At 54.1% G+C, this 19,307-nt stretch carries 14 protein-coding genes; 9 read left to right on the forward strand and 5 right to left on the reverse strand.

What is annotated here, in order from left to right; all coding sequences use genetic code 11:
• Positions 1-52: 52 nt before the first annotated feature.
• The 5 genes from PUV47_RS03835 to PUV47_RS03855 form a co-directional block, all read right to left on the reverse strand.
• On the reverse strand, positions 53-898 hold the full coding sequence (locus tag PUV47_RS03835; RefSeq protein ID WP_274217128.1) for an SDR family NAD(P)-dependent oxidoreductase: 846 nt from the start codon (positions 896-898) through the stop codon (positions 53-55).
• A 10-nt stretch (positions 899-908) separates the two neighbouring features.
• The gene (locus PUV47_RS03840) at positions 909-2,414 is read right to left on the reverse strand and encodes a hypothetical protein (protein WP_274217129.1); all 1,506 of its coding nucleotides are present in this window, start codon (positions 2,412-2,414) and stop codon (positions 909-911) included.
• Entirely contained in the window at positions 2,411-3,730 is a 1,320-nt protein-coding gene (locus PUV47_RS03845) for a capsule biosynthesis protein (RefSeq protein WP_274217130.1), read from the reverse strand. Before PUV47_RS03845 ends, PUV47_RS03840 begins: the two co-directional genes overlap by 4 nt.
• Positions 3,720-5,081, reverse strand: coding sequence for a capsule biosynthesis protein (locus PUV47_RS03850; RefSeq protein WP_274217131.1), 1,362 nt, complete (start codon positions 5,079-5,081; stop codon positions 3,720-3,722). Before PUV47_RS03850 ends, PUV47_RS03845 begins: the two co-directional genes overlap by 11 nt.
• A 104-nt stretch (positions 5,082-5,185) precedes the next feature.
• The gene (locus PUV47_RS03855; RefSeq protein ID WP_274217132.1) at positions 5,186-6,322 is read right to left on the reverse strand and encodes a polysaccharide biosynthesis/export family protein; all 1,137 of its coding nucleotides are present in this window, start codon (positions 6,320-6,322) and stop codon (positions 5,186-5,188) included.
• Between the two features lie 590 nt (positions 6,323-6,912).
• On the opposite strand from PUV47_RS03855, the gene PUV47_RS03860 reads away from it, so the two are divergent.
• From PUV47_RS03860 to PUV47_RS03900, 9 genes are all read left to right on the forward strand, one after another.
• Complete coding sequence (locus tag PUV47_RS03860) at positions 6,913-8,841, forward strand: autotransporter assembly complex protein TamA (RefSeq protein WP_274217133.1); 1,929 nt, start codon at positions 6,913-6,915, stop codon at positions 8,839-8,841.
• A 46-nt stretch (positions 8,842-8,887) separates the two neighbouring features.
• Positions 8,888-13,267: a translocation/assembly module TamB domain-containing protein gene (locus tag PUV47_RS03865; RefSeq protein ID WP_274217134.1), complete on the forward strand. Its 4,380-nt coding sequence runs from the start codon at positions 8,888-8,890 to the stop codon at positions 13,265-13,267.
• A gap of 44 nt (positions 13,268-13,311) precedes the next feature.
• Entirely contained in the window at positions 13,312-13,851 is a 540-nt protein-coding gene (locus tag PUV47_RS03870; protein WP_274217135.1) for a GNAT family N-acetyltransferase, read from the forward strand.
• Positions 13,852-13,949: 98 nt separating this feature from the next.
• Positions 13,950-14,507, forward strand: a complete 558-nt coding sequence (locus PUV47_RS03875) for a GNAT family N-acetyltransferase (protein ID WP_274217136.1) — start codon at positions 13,950-13,952, stop codon at positions 14,505-14,507.
• A gap of 44 nt (positions 14,508-14,551) precedes the next feature.
• Positions 14,552-15,088 carry a class I SAM-dependent methyltransferase gene (locus PUV47_RS03880; RefSeq protein ID WP_274217137.1) on the forward strand — a complete coding sequence of 179 codons (537 nt, stop codon included), beginning with the start codon at positions 14,552-14,554 and terminating at the stop codon, positions 15,086-15,088.
• 307 nt (positions 15,089-15,395) lie between these two features.
• Positions 15,396-15,974: a YceI family protein gene (locus tag PUV47_RS03885; RefSeq protein WP_319621948.1), complete on the forward strand. Its 579-nt coding sequence runs from the start codon at positions 15,396-15,398 to the stop codon at positions 15,972-15,974.
• Positions 15,975-16,029: 55 nt separating this feature from the next.
• Positions 16,030-16,602, forward strand: coding sequence for a cytochrome b (locus tag PUV47_RS03890; protein WP_274217138.1), 573 nt, complete (start codon positions 16,030-16,032; stop codon positions 16,600-16,602).
• 37 nt (positions 16,603-16,639) lie between these two features.
• Positions 16,640-17,200 (forward strand): YceI family protein, encoded by a 561-nt coding sequence (locus PUV47_RS03895; protein WP_274217139.1) that lies wholly within the window; start codon positions 16,640-16,642, stop codon positions 17,198-17,200.
• Positions 17,201-17,364: 164 nt separating this feature from the next.
• Entirely contained in the window at positions 17,365-18,999 is a 1,635-nt protein-coding gene (locus PUV47_RS03900; protein ID WP_274217140.1) for a fumarate hydratase, read from the forward strand.
• Positions 19,000-19,307: the final 308 nt, after the last annotated feature.

Raw genomic sequence — 19,307 nt, forward strand, 5'->3', positions numbered from 1 at the left:
CGACAAGAAGACAAACACCAAAGGCCCGTTTTCCCACGGGCCTTTTCTTTACCTAGTCGGTCTTCTCTGTTTCCCGCAGCTCTGGAACGTTTGTCTGATCCAAGTTTCTGTAACTTGGATCCTCCAAAATTTTGGCTCTGAACAAGCCCATAGTGAGATCTGACAATGGTGGGATCAGAAATGTCTTCTGCAGCCATATGCCGACGACCAAAGGTATTGGAAACGCAATCACCGACCACTTTCTGTGAAGTCTTGCCTTGATTATCCGCGCAGCTTTTTCGGCTGATATTTTAAAAGGCTTTGCGCCAAGATGCCTTGCAGTCATGCTGCTGGCTACAAACCCAGGATAAATCACCGCCACCGCAACGCCGGTTCCCCGAAACTGGCCACGCAATGCAGCACCATAAGAGGCAATTGCTGCCTTGGTTGCCGAATAACTTGGCATATCTGGAAGTGCTCTCAGGCCAGCAAGCGATGATACAAAAGCAATCTGGCCATGGCCCCGCGCTTTCATGCCGGGCAAAACGGCCTGTGCAGTCTCAACTGCGGCCGTATAGTTGACCTGCGTCAGCCGGTGCGCCTCCTCCGGATCTTCCAGACCGGTCTCATCCTTTCTGCCACAGGTTACTCCGGCGTTCGCAATCGCCAAATCCACCGCGTAACTGTTGTCGAACGCCTGCAGTGTTGCGCGCAGCACTTCATGGTTTCTCACATCCAACTCGATTACATGCACGTGGGCGCCTTGGGCAGCACAGTCGTTGGCAACGCTGCTGAGCTGCTGGCGGTCTCGCCCGATGAGCGCGAGGCGAATGTTTGGGCCTGCATAGGCCTTGGCAAGAGCGGCGCCAATTCCCCGACTGGCTCCTGTGATGACGATTGTCGTTTCGGTTGTCGTCATTCCCCTCTCCTTATAGCCGCAGTTTACGCGCAGCCCAAGAAATGTACTGCAAAGCCAAACGCTTCGGGCGCGCGGCAGTGCGTTCCCTCATTTCCATCAACCGGCGGATAAGGATCTCAGGTGTCGTAACGTTAAGCGTTATTGGGTCTATGGCTCGCATGTATTCGACCAGCGTGATGTAAAGGAGCTCTTCGAGGCTTCTCTGCCGCACCCGCAAGAGACTTTTCGTGCGATCATCGGTCAGCCCCCACCCCGCATAGAACGGCAGCCCATAGGCTGTGACCGGTTTGTCTCGAACCAACGCTTCAAAACCCGCGAGAGAGGAAAAGGTCACCACACGATCTGCCCGCTCTATTAGATCGATGATATCGGCATTCGAAACAACTTGATCACAAAGCCCTGCCGAAACGGCCTCTGACACCTTTCCTTTGCGAAGGTCCGCCGCAACATCAGGATGCGGTTTGTACACCACATAGGCCTCTGGGAAGTCTTCTCTGACTTTTTTCAGGAGATCGATATTGATGTTTGGACTGTTCTCGCAGTCCAACAAATCCGACAGCCCCCTGCGCACCGCCATGTCATCAGCAACTTGCCCAGGAACCAAAACAACTTCCTGCTCAAGGCCTGCTGATAGTTCAGAGGGGGCACCTGTCAGATTGTATTTGGAAACCCGTGCCGCTACCAAAATCCGTTTGAGTTCTTTGCCACGTTCCAACTGTCTTGCAGAAAGATCGAGCTGGTTCAGCAGTCTAAACAATCGGCTGTCGGACCGAGGATCGTAGTAGATGCCATGATCATCAAATGCCACGGAGGCCCCCGAAATGAGGCCCGCCCCCAAACCCACAGAGCGCAAGAACCCGTCTTCGATACGCTGAAAAGTGATTTCTTCCTTCCGGCAGGCCTCAATGATGCTGTTCGGAACAGAGTTCCCCCACCCAATCAGGCGGCTGCGTGTTTTTGCTGCTTCTTTAAATCCTGTCTCTGGATCTTTCACAAAACGCACATTGCGCCCACGACCAATCAGCTTTCTGATGCCCCGGTGGTTCCAAAATTTAACACCAACACATATTGCGGGCTGAAGCGTTTCAGCGGCATGCCTGATTTCAGCTTCTTTGAGTTCAAGCGCTTCGCGCTCACCAACGTGCATGCCGTTGTTGCACAACCACACCTTCTGCATCTTCTCCACCAGCCTTAGCGGGACAGGCCCACGCTCATAGTTCGTTTCTGAAACAGCTGCCAACTCACTGGCAGCACCATAAAGTTCAACGGAACGCACTGTTGTTCCCGCGACCTGATGGCTGACCTCTTGCGCTGGTTTCGACCAAATGTAAACAGTATTCCCGTACTTCTCCGCCCAGCACCGTGCGTTCACCAACACATCGCATTCGCGCATTTCAAAGCAGATTTTCGCAAATGCAAGAGGCGCGCCCAGCACCCCTCCTTGAAGGTTCAAAGCGCGTATCAAGTCCTTGCCAAACCTGCGGCTTTCGGAGTCAAAGCAATAAATGGGTGTCATGACGCGACCTCCCCAAGTTCACCTTGTTCAAAATTCGGCAGTACCTTTTGTTCCTCCGGCGGCTCGGAAAGTTTCGTGACGAAGGACTTTACTGCGGTTTCCAGACCGGCAGCGTTATGGATCGCACCTTTGACCTGCGTGCGTTTTTTGAGCAGGCGGACAAAATCGGCGAGCAATGCCGAACTGGGCGCGCAAGGCGCACGCCAAAAATCATGTAGTGGCTGTTGATCTGTAAGCCCCTCAAAGCAATAGATGGGCGAAGACAATGCCTTAACAGGGACACCTTCGAGCATGGCTTCAAGGCCCGCGGTCGAGTTGACCGTAACCACCCCTTGAACCACCTTGAGCCACTGCGCCATGGCGCCACCGCGCACGAAATGAACCCTCTGCGCGCAGCCGAGTTCCGCGCTGAGCCGTGCCACTTGATCTGGCCACTTTTCAAAGCCTGCATCCAGAGGGTGTTCTTTGATCACCAAGTTTGCGTCGTGGGGAGCACAAGTCGCGAACGACCTTAGAATAACTTCGAGCGCAGGGAGCATGCTGCCAAAATCCGATTTGGCTCGGATTTGATAATCGCCTTCAAGCTGAAGAGGGAACAGAAAAACACTTTTCCTGCCTTCCAGCGAGTTCTGGAGAGCGCTCGCTCGCTCCTCGGCTCGGCGTTCGCCAAGGAGTTTTATCGCCCAAAGCGCATATTCTTCCAAAGGGTTGTAAAGAGTATGCTTTTGGTAGCGCGGATAGAAGTACCACAGGAAGTAGTTACTCAAGTTGTATAGGAGATCTGGCAGCACCTGATAGCGCAGAAACCGTGATGGAAACTCTGCTTCCTCTCCAATGATCGGCAGCGCCTTTGCTAAGCGTTGTATTTCTTTCGGATCTTTTGGAAGTCCGCCATATGGCTGCCCCTCTTGGCGCTGCAATGTCATGAAGCCCGGTCGAACCAACCCCATTTCACTTACATAAACGCGAATGCCGTTTTCGCACGCCAAGTCGATCGCGCAGCGATGATAGAAGCGCTCGTCCCCGTGGCAGATCAGATCAGTCGGCCGCCAGGATTTGATGAGACTTTCGAAATAGGCTCGCCAATCCTTCGCTCTCCCCCGATAGCTTCGTGTCTCTCGGCCACTCCAATAGATCCAGTCTCCAACGCACAGGTTGATGCGCAAGACCGGCGCGCCTTGCCCAATCAACTCCCGACCCACTCGGCAATAAAGAGGTGACAGAGGACCCTGGAGAAACAGGTAGCGGCGTTCGGGCAAGTCTTGCCGAGTTTCCTTGTGCCCATGAGTACGATGGGGCCGCTCTTCAAAGCTCATGTTCAAGCCCTGCCCAATCGTCTTCTTTGTGCTGCTTTTTGCCTCTTGTCTTGATTTGCGCTCGCGATGTTACCGGGATGCCTTGGGCAATTGCCTTTTTCAGGCGCAGCGGTTCATTTTCCAACGCGCCCGGCAAATTTACAGTCTCGGCGATGAGCCTTTCAGCGGCGGCTACTGCGGCAGCTTTACGCCCCACTCGAGTATAAAAGTTGCCTTTAACCTGAATGGTGCTGGCCAGCACCTGTTCAAAGGCGCGCAGTAGTCGCTGGTCCGGCTTTTCTGGATCATGCCAAAACTGATCCAGTCCACCTTGAAACGTCAATCCGTCAATGTCGTAGATGGCAATGCCGAGTATCTTTACGGGGCACTTCAGCCTGAGGGCGTGAAGCCCTGTGGTGCTATTCACCATTATGGCGCCGCGTGCGGCTTTCAAAAGCGTGGCCAGGTTCCCGCCATCAATGACATGAACCCGCCTTTTGACGTGATACTTGCGTGACAAGCGACGAATGATCACGGTCCAAGGTTCAATTCCATTATCAAGCGGGTGCACTTTGAACACCAGGTGCTGAGCCTTGGGCGCATGATGAGCGAAACTCGCTATTGTCAGCTCGATTGCTTCACTCAGATGATTAAAGCGCGAGTTGTAGCGCAGCTGATAATCGCTTTGCAGCTGAAGCGGAAAAACAAAATAACCAGCAGCAATCTCGACCACATCTTCAATGAGCATGTTGGCCCCCTCGTCCTTTCGTCTCGCCATCAGAAGCCGAGGGATCATTGCCAGATATTCAAAGAGCGGATTGTAAACCTTGTCGTCATCGAAAAGGTAATAGGGCCAGGGGAAGAAGAAGTTGAGCAGGTTGTAAAAAACCTCCCCGAATGCCTCGTTGAAAAACGGGTACGGATATTCAACTTCGGTGGAGACAGGCATCATGTTCTGCGCCAAGTCTTTGATCTTCTGCGGATCTTCGGGAAAGCGCGAGTAGGCTCCCATGCCATCTCGCTCAAGGGTCACCCAATCTGGCCTCAAGTACCCAAATTCATAGGCATAACAGGGAATGTCGAGTTGGTTGCAGACTTCATTGGCGATGGCATGGTAGGGGAACCTGTCCTGATAGTAGACAACGTCCGTCACTTTGTTTTCAAAGAGAAACCGGCGCAGGTACGCTTCCCAGTTGGCGAGCCGCCCACGATAGGAAACGGAGCGTTTGTCGTGCCAAAAAACCCAATCACCAATGCATAGGTTGATGCGAAGAGTTTTGGCTCCTCGTGCTTCAAGTTCGTCTGCCAGCTTTCGAGCAAAAACGGAGGGTGGACCTTGCAGAAACAAGAAAACCCTTTGCTCTGCATCCATTGCTCCACCCCACTCAAGCAACCCTAGCCTCGCCTTGTGCGCGGCCTCTTACTCAACTCAAATGCCCTATGCCTGTTTTAAACCGCTGCCAGCGGCGAACAATCCTAGAAAAACTCCAAGCGGTTTACCGTAGAAACGTTTGAGATCAGCGGTGAGATGATCTGCAGGAACTTGCCAAACTCTGCGGTTGGATGGTTAGCGACATATAGGATGTCCTTATCCTTCATTTGCACAAACCGCGCCCGAAGGAACCCGTCCGCATTTCGCAGGTTCAGGCGATAAACCACCGGCACCAAGGTGTAAGCCGAAACGTGAGCATCAAACCGCCCCGGTGCCATTTGACGAACCAGCCCCGCCTCCTCGAACCTGAACAGGAAGATGCCAGCAGGATCGGCAGTGAAGTCCCGAATACCGCCCACATAGGCCAGCGCTTCTGCTAGCGTTACTTCCTGCGTCCGGAATGGAACCAGCTGTTCTTTGGTCACCGCCCCAAACACTGAGAAGCTACGCGGGCGATGGGAGAGCAAAATGTTGTCTCCCGAAGACACCCAAATGTTGTTCTGCGGATTTTCGATCAGGTCTTCAAAACGGGCGGTACCTGAACGCGATCCGCGTTTGAGCGTCACGACGGTTTCATAGGAGGCTTCACGTGCCCCTCCCGCTTCGGCAACCAGCTCCAGCAGTTTGGAGCCACGAATTGAGATCGGATAGCGCCCTGGCTTGACCACGTCTCCCACGACAACTGCGCTGTTGCTCTGGTTGCTCAGGACCGTGATCAGCACTTGAGGTTCGATCGCCTTTCCGATCAGCTTGTTTTGGACCGTCGTTCGCAGCCCTTCAACGGACAGACCCGCAGCGCGAATACGGCCTGCGTATGGGATGAAGATGAAGCCCGCCTCGTCAATGACTGTCTCGATGCCGGATTGCTTCGAGCGCTCGGTAGAAAACAGCCCATCGGGTGCGGCTTCCCAAATATGAATATGGATGGCATCGCCCACACCCAGCCGTGTCCCTCTTCCTGCCACGGGGACAGCGCCAAACCGATTGGCAAAACTCTGCGGCTTGTAATGACGCAAAACAGAGATTGCCTGATCATCAAGACCGATCAGTGTGTAGTTGGCAAGAGCTGCGTCCGACGCAACTTTCTCAGAGGTAATTGCCGCTGAGGATGGGCCCTGAGCCGGCAGCGCACCACACGCTGCCAAGATAACCGAAATCAAAAAGACTGTTATCCAGCGCATCAAGAGTTCCAAGCGAATTCGCAAACCAAGATTCAGGCTCCGAGCGATTCCCGAAACCAGACGGGCCAAATTTGACGCAGAGCGGAAAATTAAACAAACGCAACAAGTTAGTAGGAAATAGTTGTTAGGTATTATTAACCATAAAGCAATTAGAGAAAGGCGCCCGCCTACTGTTGGTATTGCCGATTCTACTCAGGCGGATTGTGGTCTCCTTCAGGGTTCACAACTCTGAATTCCAAACAAATACTCTCATAAACCCTAGGCAATCGGCTGCACCCGAGATCATCCACAATTTGTTGGCAGTCTTCCTCAATCTCGTCGGATATCTTCCCGATCCTTCATCGCGGTTGCACATGGGCCAAGAAGTGTTTGCAAAACAACGGGTGCCATGGCATGGACCAAGAACAACAACAGCCTTGAAGGCATTGGGGGTTTTCCTTTTAGCAGGCTCATCCCCTCAGAACTGATGTTTGGTGAGTTTTCGCGGATCCTGCTTGGGGCAACGACCTTATAAGGTTGAAATGGCAGGGATCTTGTCGGAGTGGTTTGTGGGGCTTGGTGTGTACGCATCTGCGTCAAAGAGCAGGCATATGTTGAAGCGGCTGGGTGTAATTACCTGCGTCGTTGCAGCTCTTGCCATGCCCGCGAGTTCTGCAGCGGAAGCGTTTAGCCTGTTTGGTTTCCACCTCTGGGGTGAAAAAGAGCCTGAAGCCAATCTTGCAGATGCTATTCCCGAACCAACAGATTTTGCGGTAACGCTCGAACTGTCCCCCGATCCGGCCACCGGTGAAGTCAACACAGACTTGAAGTCCGCGCTCGAAACCAACAGTGAGCTGTTCAGCAAACAAGACACCCCCGTTTCAGGTGAAGCAGGCGTACTGGCGCTGGCAGCAAGCGATTTTGAGCGTCTAGTTGGCACGCTCTACACACAAGGATACTATGGCGGCGTCGTCACTATCCTCGTAGATGGCAGACCTGTCGATGCAGTGATTGAAGACCCCACCCCGATCTCTGCCCGCCCCATTCCGGTTGACATCACGGTTACGGCCGGACCTGAGTTCACTCTTGGCACCGTGGATATTCACTACAATGTTGCACGCGACGCCACTTTGGGCCAGCTGCCTACGGCGGAGGCTTTGGGTCTGCAACAAGGAGCCCCAGCGTTCTCGGAAAAGGTGCTGACTGCAGAAACAAGAGGATTGCGGGCATTTGAAGACCTTGGATACCCGAAAGCGGCAGTCAAGGCACGCCGTCTGACGGCAAACCACCAGACCAGCACCCTTGATGTCACGCTCGTCTTTGATGGTGGTCGCCTGGCGAAGTTCGGCCCGGTCACTGTTTCCGGCGCCGAACGCGTCGATCCCGAGTTCATCAGGACATACGCCAACATCCCAGAGGGTGAGCGTTATGACGCGAAAATCCTGAAACGCGCTGAGACCCGCCTCCGAGACCTTGAGGTTTTTGCAAGTTTGCGTGTGCAACCCGGCGAGACAATAGCCCCCGATGGAACTCTCCCGATCAATATTACCGTGTCCGAACGGCCGCGGCGCGTTTTCGGGTTTGGCGCAAACTGGTCAAGCAACGAAGGTTTTGGCGTTGAAGGCTATTGGCGCCACCGTAACTTGTTTGGACAGGCGGAAAAACTTCAGCTTTCTGGCTCGGTGGGTCAAATTGATGCCGTAGACCCGGAAGACTTGGAATATGCGCTGCGCCTTGCCTTTGAAAAACCGGGCGCATTTGGCCCCACGACAGCTTTCACGACCAGCGTTGCAGCCGTTCAGGAGCGCCCTGACAACTACAGGTCCCGTTCGATTTCCGCTGACGCATTCTTCGTCAAAGAGTTTGATGAAAAGCTATCTGCGCGCGTTGGTGGAGAGCTTTACTTTGCTAACGAAGAGGATGTTTTTGGCAACAACAACTATTTTCTCGTTGGCATTCCCGGATACGTGACCTACGACAGCCGCAACAACGAGTTCAACCCGAGTTCCGGCATCTTTGCGGAAGGGTTTATAGAACCTGCCATCGATGCGCTGGACAGCTCCCCCCTGCTGTTCTCCAGATTCACGGTTGCGACCTACAAGAGCCTCGATGAAGCCGAGCGTTTTATACTGGCAGGACGCTTGGGGACCGGGGCGATCTACTCCGACAGCGTTGAGGACGTGCCTGCATCCCGGCGCTTCTTCCTTGGTGGCGGCGGTTCAGTGCGTGGCTACGCCTACAAAAACATTGGCCCGCGCGAAGGGGATGAAGTCATCGGTGGCCGCTCCTACCTGTTCTTGAACGGTGAGCTGAGAACCAAGATTACCGACACCATTGGATTGGTCGGCTTTGTCGACGCTGGTGCGGCCTACGACACATCCCTGCCCGACTTCAGTGAACCGCTGCAGGTTGGTGTTGGCGCTGGTCTGCGTTACTTTACCCCTGTAGGGCCGCTTCGCCTTGACGTGGGCGTTCCGCTGGACCCAAAAAACAATGATCCATCCTTTGCCATATACGTGGGTCTGAGCCAGTCATTCTAGTTTAGAATACCTGCTGGGCTCCCCACCACAGATGAGGACGTTACCCGTGATCCTGCGCATTCTTGGAGTGTTGGCCCGTTTGGTCTTGACCGTAATCGCGCTGGTGGCCATCAGCTATGGTGCGTTGGTGGCAACCAGCCAGGTCGAGCAAGGGCGCGTTGCACTTGGCAATGTGATCACAACATTTGTACCGGGTATTGAGGTGGATGCCCCTGCCCTGAGCCTCGGCGGCAACCTTGAAGTGGCACGTGTCGCCTTGCGCGACGCAGATGGGGAATGGCTCTCGGTAGACGGCATCGCGTTGGATTGGTCCCCCCTTGCGCTGGTCAGAGGCAACGTTGAGATTGAACGCTTAAGCGCCGCCTCAGTCAGCGTTGTACGCCGGCCTTCCTTAGCTCCAGAAACGGAAACAGACACGGATTCAACAGCAGAACAGCAAGCGACCTCGCTTCCCTTTGCTGGCTCGGTGCAGGACTTCAGCGTTCAGGAGATATCCATTGCGCGCTCAGTTCTAGGCGAGCCGATTACGCTGAGCCTGAATGGCTCCGCTTCGGTGACGCCAACTCCGGAGATTGTGAGCCTCACTATTCAGGCTGAACGACTGGACAGCATCAAGGGGAGCGTGGACGCTACCGTCACACTCAATCTTGCGGACTTCCGATTTGACGTGGACACCATGGTGAGCGAAGCACCCGGTGGGCTGATTGCTTCGCTTCTGGAGATACCTCAATCCCCGTCTTTTGATTTTGATCTGATTGGCAAGGGATCGCTGGATGCGCTGGAGGCCAACATGGCTTTGGCACTTGACGGTGTACCGACCGTTGGCGGCTCCATAACCATGGATCGCCAAGGGGCGGACAGGCTTTTCTCCGCTGACCTCAACGGCGATCTTCAAAGTGTCTTGCCGAGTGATTTGGAAGGTCTGTTTACAGGCCAGACCCAACTTGTTGCAAACGGAACGCTGGACGACACATTCTTCCCAACCAGGTTGGATGCCAGTTTGGCGACAAATGCCATTTTCATCAAAGCCAACGGTTCAATCGAGAAAGGCAGCCGCACCGCTCTGCTAAAGGCGAATGTTGGAACACGCCAACCATCCGGCAGCAAACTCGCCCTGCCAATTCCAGAAATAGGCCTGAGCCTTGACCGCTTTGATGCCACACTGACAGCAGATGGCGCACTGGAAGCTCTAGATTGGACACTGGTTGCGGAAAGCGCCGGTGTTGTATCGGAACTTGGAAACATGCAGTCGCTGCGTCTGAATGCCCAAGGGACCGGTGCCTCAGCGCTAGCCGATCAGCTCAGAACGCCACTGAAGGCCAATATGGTGATGGAAGGCGTTGAACTGAAAGGTGGTGAGTTTGCCAAGCACCTGCCGACCGCAGCCTCTCTTTCCATGGAAGGTGCTGTGGATCTCAGTGCCCAAACTGCCCGCATCAGCTATCTGTCTGCCGTGAGTGATGAAGCCTCTCTTCGATTGGAGGATGTAGTGGCTTCAACTCAAGAAATAACCGCACTGGGCATGATGCAGGCTGATGATCTGACCCGTTATGCAGGCCTTGCCCAACGCCCGCTTGCAGGTGCAGCGACACTCAACTTCGAACTGGTAGGATCACCTCAAGAACGCAGTGCGAATATCCGTTTTCGAGGTCAAACGCAGGATCTCCAGATTGGGGTGTTGCAAGCGGACAACCTGCTGCGCGGCATAACAACCCTTTCAGGGCACATGGATGCACGCATACCGGAAGACTTTCCGGCGCAAGGGAAGCTGGTGATCAATGATGCGGAGATTTCTTCTGACCAGTTTTCAATAAGCACCCGCACTTCTTTAGAGAACGGCGCAGTTGACGGCGAATTCCAGCTTTCCATTTCCGATCTTTCAATGCTGGATTCACGCGTTACCGGAGAGTTGTCTGCCACTTCGACCATTCAAGGCCCGGTTGATGCCGCTCAGCTTGATGTTGAAGCGACCACTCAAGATCTGGAGATGCTTGGCACGCCGGTGGATGACCTAGAGCTTGACAGCTCTCTGGTGCTTAGTGCCAGTGCACCGGAGGCGGATGTTTCCCTAAAGGGATCGCTGCGCGACAGGGAAATCCTGCTCACTGCCAACCTCAAGCCTTCTGGAGATGGCGCAGCCGTTGAAAATCTGGAAGTGCGTGTTGGCGACAATGAAGCTTCAGGCGAAGTTCAAATCGCAAATCTGGGGGCTCTTCCCGCTGGCATTACAGGTCATCTGGATGTGAACGCTCCGCAACTGGCGCAGATTTCCCCTTTGGTGTTGGCCCCTATTGACGGTGCTTTGGTGGGCCGCGTGCAGGTTCAGGATCTGGGCGGAGAAATGCGGATCGATCTTGATACGCAAGCCAGTGCGTTTGTCTGGGAGAGCATTGCACTTGAAAGCCTCAGTGCGCAGGCTCGTATCCTCAAGGCCCTTTCAGAACCGGAAGTGGATGGAGAGGTAACGCTCTCCAACCTAAACGCTGGGGCCGTTGTGGTTTCAAGTGCGAACGCAACCTCACGCACCCGTGGAAACGAGACGGCTGTTGTCCTCAACTCCGTTCTTGATGGGCCCGGAGACACATTCGACGCAGAAGTTGTGCTGCGCCAGCTCGACGACGGCCTTGAGGTGGACGTCAATCAGATCGCAGGCGCTTACCGCGGGCTTGAAACCAAGCTCAAGGAACCAAGCCGCATTTCCGCAAAAGCTGGCATGGTGTCCTTGAACAGGCCCCTCATCCTGGCTCTTGGAGATGGCTCGGTGACGGTGACCGGCGCTGGCGGGGAAAACCTTGATCTGGCATTGCAGGTGGACCAGCTGCCGCTGGAGCTTGTGAATGCTCTGGCTCCAAGCCTTGGGCTTCAGGGCCGCGTCAATGCAACAGCAGAGGTGACCGGTGCCCCTGCCTCACCGTCAGCGCAATGGCAAGTGAAAGCTGAGGGCGTGGGTATCACCGCAATGCGGCAAAATGAGATTTCACCTTTCGCGATCACCTCAAGCGGTAACCTGCGAGACAATGTTGTAACGCAACAAACAAAAGTCACGAGCAATGCGGGACTTGATCTTGCTTCCACAGGCAAGGTGTCTCTCGCTCAAGGAGGCAGCCTTGATGTGCAGGCCTCCGGGCGCGTTCCACTGGAGGTTCTGCGGGCGCGCCTAATCCGCACCGGGCTCACCGGCTCTGGTTTCCTCAACTTGTCTGCCAAGGCCAACGGCGCGCTTTCTGCCCCCCAATTTACGGCCGCCGTAACACCTGACGGCATGGAGATCACGCAGCTTGCGACCGGCCTCACGCTTGAGAATTTCAGCGGTGCTGTAGAAGCCAATCAGGAACGGGTTGCCGTGAATAATCTGGGCGCAAACCTGCGCACCGGAGGCACTATTCGGGTCAATGGCACGGTAGGCCTGAATGAAGGTCTCCCGATCGCGGTGACAGCCGTGGTTGATCAGGGCCGCTACATTCAAGGAACGCTGGCTGACGTTTTGATTGATGCTGACATGAACATGTCGGGCCCACTTGCGGCCCAGGGCCGGGCACCAAGGCTGAGCGGTACGGTTACAATCCAACGCGCCGACATCGGCATTCCAAGCTCATTTGGCGGTGGTGTCAGCCCCGTTGTTGTGCGCCACCTCAATGCCCCCAAGCCCGTCATGGACCAAGCCCGTGCGCTCGCCATTGATGCAGGTGAAACTGGCGACCAGTCTGCCGGTGGGAATGGAGGCACACCCATCGAACTGGACTTGAACGTCAACGCACCCAGCAAAATCTTCGTACGCGGCCGTGGTCTCAACGCGGAAGTTGGCGGTTCTTTGCGCCTTGCAGGTACGACCAGCGACATCGAAGGCATTGGCGGCTTCCAGTTGATCCGAGGCCGTTTCGATATACTGAGCCGCAGGCTGGAGTTCCAACAAGGCTCCGTTACTTTCGATGGCAGCCTCACCCCCTACCTGAACTTCGCCGCCACCACTGCCACTTCCTCGGCAAATGTCACCATCGGCATTGTTGGCGAAGCAACAGAGCCTGAGATTACTTTAAGCTCCTCGCCAGAATTGCCCCAGGATGAAATTCTGGCGCAGCTCTTGTTTGGACAGTCGGTTACAGATTTGTCCCCTGTTCAGATCGCTCAGCTGGCCAGCGCTGTGACCACGCTGGCTGGCGGAAGCTCCGAAGGCCCGTTGGGCGCACTGCGAAACGTCTTGGGCCTGAGTGACATCGATGTGAATGTGAATTCTGAGGGCCAAGCCGAGCTGTCGGCGGGTACCTACATCAACGACAATATCTATCTGGGCGTCAAACAGAACGCCAAAGACGGTTCAAACGCCGCCAATGTTGATATTGAGGTGACGAAGGACTTGCGCATTCGCGGCGAAGCAGGCTCTACTGGAGACACAAAAGCGGGCTTTTATTTCGAGCGCGAGTACTAACTCTCCAGGCGCCTCAGGGCCCAAGAAAGCTGCATTGGAAGAAAATGACTGTTTGCCGTGAGGCATTAGCGCCACGCCTTGAAAGTGAGCGCCTCATTCTGCGTGGCTTCGAGCCAGCAGACCTAGATTCCAGTTATGCGCTTCGCAATCAGGAAGTCGTTTATCAATACATTTCCGGCAAGCCTTCAACACGGCAAGAGTGCTGGTATCGCCTATTACGTGCGACGGGCATGTGGGCGTTCAAAGGCTATGGATCATGGGCGATAGAGCAAAAGGATAGCGGCGCCTACCTTGGTGAAATTGGTCTCTTTGAGACAAAGAGCAACTTTTCTCTTGCCAACGGCAACCTGCCTGAAATGGGCTGGATGCTCTTTCCAGAGTACTTCGGCAAGGGTTTTGCCAGTGAAGCCGCACAAACTGTTCTTGCTTGGGCGACAGATCACTTGAAAGATCGCGAGATTTACTGCCTCGTAGATCCCGTGAACACGTCCAGCGTCAGACTCGCAAAGCGGCTCGGATTTGTTGAAACAGGCCGTTATCTAAATGATGGGATTGAAGACTTGGTGTTTCGAAAGGTGCTATAGGGTTGCCTACATGAATGGCCCCCCCTTAACCTGATCTCTGTTTTCAAAGACCTTCCCGGTGTTTCCACTCCAAATCCCACTCATCATGGACATCTGTCATGACAATGATCGGCGGCCCTGCCCCTCGGCTTGAAAGCGAACGCCTAGTCTTGCGCGGCTTTCTGCCAAAGGACCTTGAACCAAGCAGCAAACTCTGGATGCAGGAAGAGGTCTATCGCCATATCTCAGGCAAACCCTCCACACGGTCAGAGTGTTGGTCACGTCTTTTGAACTTCTCCGGCATGTGGAACCTTATGGGCTTCGGCTACTGGGCTGTCGAAGAGAAAACAACGGGTGCATATGTGGGCGAGATCGGCTTTGCTGATTTCAAGCGTGAGATGTCCGTTTCCATTGAAGGAAAACCTGAGATGGGCTGGATCCTCTCTCCTGATTTCTTTGGTAAAGGGTTTGGCACAGAAGCCGTCACGACCGCACTCCTCTGGGCGGACCACCATCTTCCCTTTTCCGAGGTGGTGTGCATCATCGCGCCCGAAAACACTGCCAGCCAAGGCCTTGCTCTGCGCGTTGGCTTCATTGAGGAAGAACCGGTTCTTTTCAAAGATGAAAAGACCCTGTTCTATCGTCGTCAGCTCACAGCGAAGGCACACGCGCGATAGCTGAGAAACAGGTGTGCAGCTTGCTCTTTGCTGGGGCAGTCTGTATGCACGTGGCCAAACCAAAAGCAGATGGCAAGATGCAGAAATACGACAAGATCTATTCAAAGAACCAAGACTACTTCGGCCATACCTCGAAGCAGTTCACTACCATGTTCAACAATCTGGATTTCGATGCCGGGCTTATTTTGGACGTTGGTGCCGGACAGGGCCGCGATGCAATCTATCTGGCCAATAGAGGTCATCATGTGATTGCGCTGGACAGTTCCGCAGTGGGCTTGAAGCAGCTCGAAGAACGCATTGAAAATGAAAAGCTCTCAATTGAAACCGTGCATGCGGATGCGATTGGCTATCATTGTTCCCATGAGTTCGACGCTATCGTGTTCGATCGCTTTTTCCATGAGCTGCCCTCCAACAACCGAGTGCGTGTTTTGGAGAAGTACATGGGCATGCTCAAAAGCGACGGCTACATGCTGTTGGCAGATGACAAAAGCGTGCTTCCCCAGCTCCGCGATTCTCTGAAAAAGGCCGGTTTCGATATCATCCGAGACAAGAATGGTATCTTGTTCAGCGTCAAACCCTAGCTCTCTTGAGCATTTTGACAGTGGATTGGTGCTGCTTCAGGCGGTCATTTTCAATCACGGATTGGTGATGGCTGGCTCTAATCGCGCGAGCCGCCATGCGCCTCTCTGATTGATTTGGCGCTGAAACGCGCGGTTTCCTTCGCAAGAACGTTAAACAATAAATGGAAATAAGCCCGCAATGCGCCAAACTGTTCATTTATAATGAACAGTCAGTTCAGTTGCAATTTCACAAGAACCTCACAAAATCCCATCATGGTTTTTACGCAGATCGCTGGACGCGATTGACCAAACAGGAAGGTACTTGGAAATGATGAACCGCTTTGCAGCACTTGCTCTGACAACTGCTCTATTCACCGCGCCAGCTTTGGCTGATCCAGTCGAATACGAGTTCGACATGTCCCACGCGAACATCGCGTTCACCTACAATCACCTTGGCTACTCCACCACCGATGGCCGTTTTGGCTCGTGGGAAGGCAAGCTTCTCATCGACGAAGAGAACCCTGAGAACTCAACGGTGAACATCACCATCGATGTAAACAGCCTCGACACTTTCTGGGAAGCGCGGGACAAGCACCTGCTTTCCGCTGACTTCTTCAACGCGGAAGCTCATCCACAGGCAACTTTCGTAAGCACCAATGTTGAGCGCACAGGCGAGACAGAGCTGAAGGTAACCGGCGACCTCACCATCAACGGTCAGACCCAAGAAACCGTTCTGAACGTAAACGTGAACAAGATTGCCGAGCATCCAATGCTCAAGAAGCCAGCCATTGGCTTTACAGCAACCACAACTCTTCTTCGCTCCGAGTTCGGCATGGAACAATACGTTCCTTACGTATCCGACGAAGTGGAAGTCGTGATCAACGCTGAGACGCTGATCAAGCAGTAATGGAAAGCGGGCGAAGGCGTTTTGATTGTCTTCGCCCAACGCACCGAGGTCAGACATGATAAGAAACACTCCTCTCAATTACGGCTTGGTCGCAATGGGCTTTCATTGGCTCATGGCGCTCCTGATTATCGGTCTCATCGCCCTCGGCTTGTACATGGTCCGTCTTCCCTTGACGGATCCAGAGACTTTTCAGCTTTATCAGCTGCACAAGTCTTTTGGTTTTGTAGTTTTGGTTCTGGCTGTCATGCGCCTCGTCTGGCGCTTTTTGAACCCATCTCCGGAACTGCCAGCGGGAATGCCATGGATTGAGCGCCTAGCCGCGCACCTGGGCCATGCAGGCCTTTATGGCCTGATGCTTTTTCTGCCGCTTTCTGGATGGCTGATGGTTTCTGCGTCCCCTTGGGGCTTGCCGACGGTCATCTTTGACAGTTTCAATCTGCCTCACCTGCCGGTTCCAGCGTTTTTGGGAACAAAAGAGCAAGCGGAAGGCCTGTTGAAGATCGTGCATGAATATTCAGCCTACTTCTTGATCCTGATGGTAGTCCTGCATGTTGCCGCCGCACTTAAGCACCATTTCATCTCCAAGGATGATGTGCTGCGTCGCATGACGCGCCTGAAGTCCGACTAACTCGGCCCTCTCACTAATGGATCGAAAAGGAACTGTGATGTCCTCTTTGAAAGCACTCGTTGCCGCAGGCGTTTTGGCAACCACCACGCTCTTTGCTGCGCCATCCTATGCAATAGAATGGACGGTCGACAGCGACAAGAGCGCCCTCACCTTCGACACCATGCAGAATGGGCAGCCGCTCTCCGGCACGTTCCAGAACTGGACTGCAGTCATCAACTTCGACCCGGCAGATCCGGAAAACGGCAAGATCGAAGCAACCATCTCTACCCAGTCGGCTGATACAGGAAATGGCCAGATCAACCAGACACTGGCTAGCGATGCATGGTTCAATGTTGCGCAGTTTGAAAACGCGGTCTTCAAATCCGAGACCATTGTCCCAACCGGCGGAAATGGCTTTGAGGCGCGAGGAACTCTGAGCATTCGCGGCATTGAGTTGCCTTTGACGCTCCCATTTACCTTGAGCATTAAAGATGCGACAGCGCACGCAGTTGCGACTGTTGATCTCAGCCGAACTTCCTATGAAATGGGCAAGGACATCTCCCCAGAAACAGTGCCAGACAAGGTCGTGGTAAAGCTGGATCTGTGGGCCACACGGTAACGGCGCATGAGTTATCCACGCGCACGCTAGGTAATCACTTTACCTAATCGGTTAAATTGCCAACCAAAAGGCCGGAGCGCTTTGCGCATCCGGCCTTTTGACTATAAAACCAGAGCCAACAAGGCCGAAGGCCGAAATGCTGCAGATAAACCAGAGATCTTGAGATGTCAGAGAACCTTCCTCCAGAGTACGTCCACTCCTCGCTTTTTCCGCTTGGCCCCGACGAAACGCCCTACCGCAAGCTCACCGATAAATATGTGAGCACCACCGAGTTTGACGGCGAGACCGTTCTGAAGGTGGAGCAGGAAGGCTTGCGCTTGCTCGCAGAGGAAGCCTTCAAGGATATCAACCACTACCTGCGCGAGGGCCATCTACAGCAGTTGCGCAACATTCTGGACGACCCTGAAGCAACTGAGAACGACAAGTTCGTCGCTTACGATCTTCTCAAGAACGCCAATATTGCCTCTGCTGGTGTGTTGCCCATGTGTCAGGATACGGGCACGGCGATCGTGATGGGCAAGAAGGGCCACCGCGTCTGGACAAATGGCAAGGATGAAGCCTCTCTTGGCGAAGGCGCGCGCGATGCCTACTTCCACAAGAACCTGCGCTACTCTCAGCTGGCACCGCTGTCCATGTTCGAGGAGAAGAATACCAAGAACAACATGCCAGCGCAGATCGATCTCTACAGCGAAGGTGAAGACGCCTACAAATTCCTGTTCATGGCAAAAGGGGGCGGCTCTGCAAACAAGACCTTCCTGTTTCAAGGAACCCCCAGCCTGCTGACACCAGAGCGAATGATCGAGTTTCTGAAGGAAAAAATCCTGACACTCGGTACTGCTGCCTGCCCGCCCTACCATCTTGCCATTGTTATTGGCGGCACATCTGCGGAAATGAACCTCAAGGCTGTGAAGCTGGCCTCTGCACGCTACCTGGACCAGCTACCGAAAGAGGGCTCCGAACTTGGCCATGCTTTCCGTGACACGGAGATGGAAGCGCAAATTCACAAGCTGACCCAGTCCACGGGCGTCGGCGCTCAGTTTGGCGGCAAGTATTTTTGCCACGACGTGCGAGTGATCCGCCTGCCACGCCACGGCGCGTCGCTGCCAATCGGCATTGGCGTTTCCTGCTCAGCAGACCGCCAAGCCACGGGAAAGATCACAAAGGACGGTATTTTCCTCGAGCAATTGGAACGCAATCCGGAGCGGTTCCTGCCGGAGGTGACCGAGGACGACTTGGCTGATGATGTGGTCAAGATTGATCTGACCCGGCCAATGAGCGAGATTTTAGGCGAGCTCACAAAGCACCCAATCAAGACACGCCTTTCTTTGACCGGGCCTTTGATCGTTGCTCGCGATCTGGCGCACTCCAAACTAAGAGACCTGCTTGAGAGCGGTCAGCCGCTGCCTGACTATATGAAGAACCATCCCGTCTACTACGCAGGCCCTGCCAAAACGCCTGAAGGGATGCCCTCTGGATCATTCGGTCCAACCACAGCGGGCCGTATGGACGCCTATGTGGACCAGTTCCAAGCTGCTGGAGGCTCCATGGTCATGCTGGCAAAGGGCAACCGATCTGCGCAGGTGCGCCGCGCCTGTCAGGCACATGGTGGCTTTTATCTGGGCTCCATTGGCGGCCCGGCCGCTCGCCTTGCTCAAGATTGCATCAAAAAGGTTGAAGTGCTCGAGTTTGAAGAGCTCGGCATGGAGGCTGTCTGGAAGATTGAAGTTGAGGATTTCCCAGCCTTCATCGTGATTGACGACAAGGGCAACGACTTCTTCAAGGAACTGAATCTGGGCTAATGGTCCAACGGCATGGGCTGGCATTGGCCAGCCCATTTTCACGAGCTACCAGCCCTGCGGCAATACCAGCGATTCTTTAGTTAGCGGAATTCAACAATCGTGATTCCAATTTGCACTTGATTGAATCTGATCTCTTTTTAACCAGATTTACTTATTCTCCGCTGCAATTTATTAATTACATCAGACACTTCCCCGCAAAATTACTGCACACGCCAAAGCTGCGTTAACCGCTTTGCAACGCGCCGATGACAGCGTACACTTACTTGACGCAGAGGCACCCTCATGTAGTCGAGAAAAAATAAACATAA

The sequence above is a fragment of the Pseudovibrio exalbescens genome (genome assembly GCF_028737195.1).
Classification (GTDB): Bacteria; Pseudomonadota; Alphaproteobacteria; order Rhizobiales; family Stappiaceae; genus Pseudovibrio; species Pseudovibrio zosterae.

What these genes read in the sequence shown, in the direction of transcription:
- PUV47_RS03900 (WP_274217140.1), top strand. Translation starts at nt 17,365, where the DNA reads ATGTCAGAGAACCTTCCTCCAGAGTACGTCCACTCCTCGCTTTTTCCG.
- PUV47_RS03875 (WP_274217136.1), top strand. Translation starts at nt 13,950, where the DNA reads ATGACAATGATCGGCGGCCCTGCCCCTCGGCTTGAAAGCGAACGCCTA.
- PUV47_RS03890 (WP_274217138.1), top strand. Translation starts at nt 16,030, where the DNA reads ATGATAAGAAACACTCCTCTCAATTACGGCTTGGTCGCAATGGGCTTT.
- PUV47_RS03880 (WP_274217137.1), top strand. Translation starts at nt 14,552, where the DNA reads ATGCACGTGGCCAAACCAAAAGCAGATGGCAAGATGCAGAAATACGAC.
- PUV47_RS03895 (WP_274217139.1), top strand. Translation starts at nt 16,640, where the DNA reads ATGTCCTCTTTGAAAGCACTCGTTGCCGCAGGCGTTTTGGCAACCACC.
- PUV47_RS03860 (WP_274217133.1), top strand. Translation starts at nt 6,913, where the DNA reads ATGTTGAAGCGGCTGGGTGTAATTACCTGCGTCGTTGCAGCTCTTGCC.
- PUV47_RS03850 (WP_274217131.1), bottom strand. Translation starts at nt 5,081, where the DNA reads ATGGATGCAGAGCAAAGGGTTTTCTTGTTTCTGCAAGGTCCACCCTCC.
- PUV47_RS03845 (WP_274217130.1), bottom strand. Translation starts at nt 3,730, where the DNA reads ATGAGCTTTGAAGAGCGGCCCCATCGTACTCATGGGCACAAGGAAACT.
- PUV47_RS03885 (WP_319621948.1), top strand. Translation starts at nt 15,396, where the DNA reads ATGATGAACCGCTTTGCAGCACTTGCTCTGACAACTGCTCTATTCACC.
- PUV47_RS03840 (WP_274217129.1), bottom strand. Translation starts at nt 2,414, where the DNA reads ATGACACCCATTTATTGCTTTGACTCCGAAAGCCGCAGGTTTGGCAAG.
- PUV47_RS03835 (WP_274217128.1), bottom strand. Translation starts at nt 898, where the DNA reads ATGACGACAACCGAAACGACAATCGTCATCACAGGAGCCAGTCGGGGA.
- PUV47_RS03870 (WP_274217135.1), top strand. Translation starts at nt 13,312, where the DNA reads ATGACTGTTTGCCGTGAGGCATTAGCGCCACGCCTTGAAAGTGAGCGC.
- PUV47_RS03855 (WP_274217132.1), bottom strand. Translation starts at nt 6,322, where the DNA reads ATGCGCTGGATAACAGTCTTTTTGATTTCGGTTATCTTGGCAGCGTGT.